Genomic DNA, 1056 nt, shown 5'->3' with positions numbered 1-1056 from the left:
AGAAAGGATGAAGACGATATGGCGAAATCAACAAAGACTTATGAAGAAAGAATACGTGCATTAGAGAAAAAGGAACAGGAAAGCATTGAAGCTACAAAAAAGCTCATTGCACAGCGGAAGGAACTGGAAAAGCGAAAGAAAGCAGAGGAAAGTAAAAAACGAACCCACAGGCTCTGTCAGATTGGTGGCGCAGTGGAATCGGTTCTTGGCTGTCCGATTGAGGAGGAAGATTTACCAAAGTTGATAGGCTTCTTAAAAAGGCAGGAAACAAACGGAAAGTTTTTCTCAAAGGCGATGCAGAAAGAGCCACTTACAGATATGGAGGAAGTGTAATGGCGGAGGGAGTGGTTTTTCCATTCCCTTCATTGCCTTTGAATGAAGGGCGCACTTATGGACAACCAGAGGTCGTCCTTATAAGTTTGCCACAAGTGGCAACCGGTCTGCGCTTACGCTTGCCGGGCTCGTTCCGTCGGCGGGGCTTTCAGCCAGACCTGCTCATGCCGCAGGGGGCACTCTTGCGCAGAGGGCGTTCCGACAGCTTCACTTCTGCCAAACCAGAAGAAGATGCTGTCGGAAATCAATGCCGGATACGGCAGAAAGGGGGAATTATATCATGGCGATATTTCACTTTACAGTAAAGATTGTCGGGCGCAGTAAAGGAAAATCTGTCATATCCGCATCGGCATATCTTAATGGAGATGTGATGAAGAATGAGGAAACAGGCAGAATCAGTTACTATACTTCCAAAAAGGAAGTCGTCTACACCAGTCTGATGATGTGCGAAAATGCACCTCCTGAATGGCTGCATGTACCGGAAGAAAATATAAAAAGGTTTCAACAGTCTATCCGTTATAAAAGAGCGGATGATAAAGATGCCGCACTGGAAAAGTTTAAAATCACATTTCAGAAACAGCGTCTATGGAATGAGGTATTGAAGATAGAAAAAAATGCAGATGCACAGCTTGGACGCTCATTTGAATTTTCCCTGCCGAAAGAATGGAGCAGACAGGAACAGATTGATTATACAACCGAATATATTCAAAAGACTTTCGTGGA

Annotated in this window: 3 protein-coding genes; all 3 read left to right on the top strand. The window is 44.6% G+C overall.

Going from position 1 to position 1056, the window contains the following annotated elements; translation table 11 throughout:
- The first annotated feature begins 18 nt into the window (after positions 1-18).
- Positions 19-333: a hypothetical protein gene (locus tag LI162_RS15185; RefSeq protein ID WP_014080633.1), complete on the top strand. Its 315-nt coding sequence runs from the start codon at positions 19-21 to the stop codon at positions 331-333.
- Positions 333-638, top strand: a complete 306-nt coding sequence (locus tag LI162_RS15180) for a hypothetical protein (RefSeq protein WP_117483110.1) — start codon at positions 333-335, stop codon at positions 636-638. The genes LI162_RS15185 and LI162_RS15180 overlap by 1 nt, the downstream gene beginning before the upstream one ends.
- Positions 614-1056 (top strand): MobA/MobL family protein (locus tag LI162_RS15175; RefSeq protein WP_172680507.1); only part of this gene is annotated, 443 nt, incomplete at its 3' end. The genes LI162_RS15180 and LI162_RS15175, both read left to right, overlap by 25 nt.

It is taken from the genome of Mediterraneibacter sp. 210702-DFI.3.120 (assembly GCF_020561005.1).
In the GTDB taxonomy this organism is placed as follows: Bacteria; Bacillota; Clostridia; order Lachnospirales; family Lachnospiraceae; genus Mediterraneibacter; species Mediterraneibacter faecis.
The sequence above is the reverse complement of the archived record's forward strand: the minus strand, read 5'-3'. Positions and strand labels throughout refer to the sequence as shown.

Bases quoted from the DNA above. Each gene is read 5' to 3' on its own strand.
- LI162_RS15185 (WP_014080633.1), top strand. From the start codon at position 19: ATGGCGAAATCAACAAAGACTTATGAAGAAAGAATACGTGCATTAGAG.
- LI162_RS15180 (WP_117483110.1), top strand. From the start codon at position 333: ATGGCGGAGGGAGTGGTTTTTCCATTCCCTTCATTGCCTTTGAATGAA.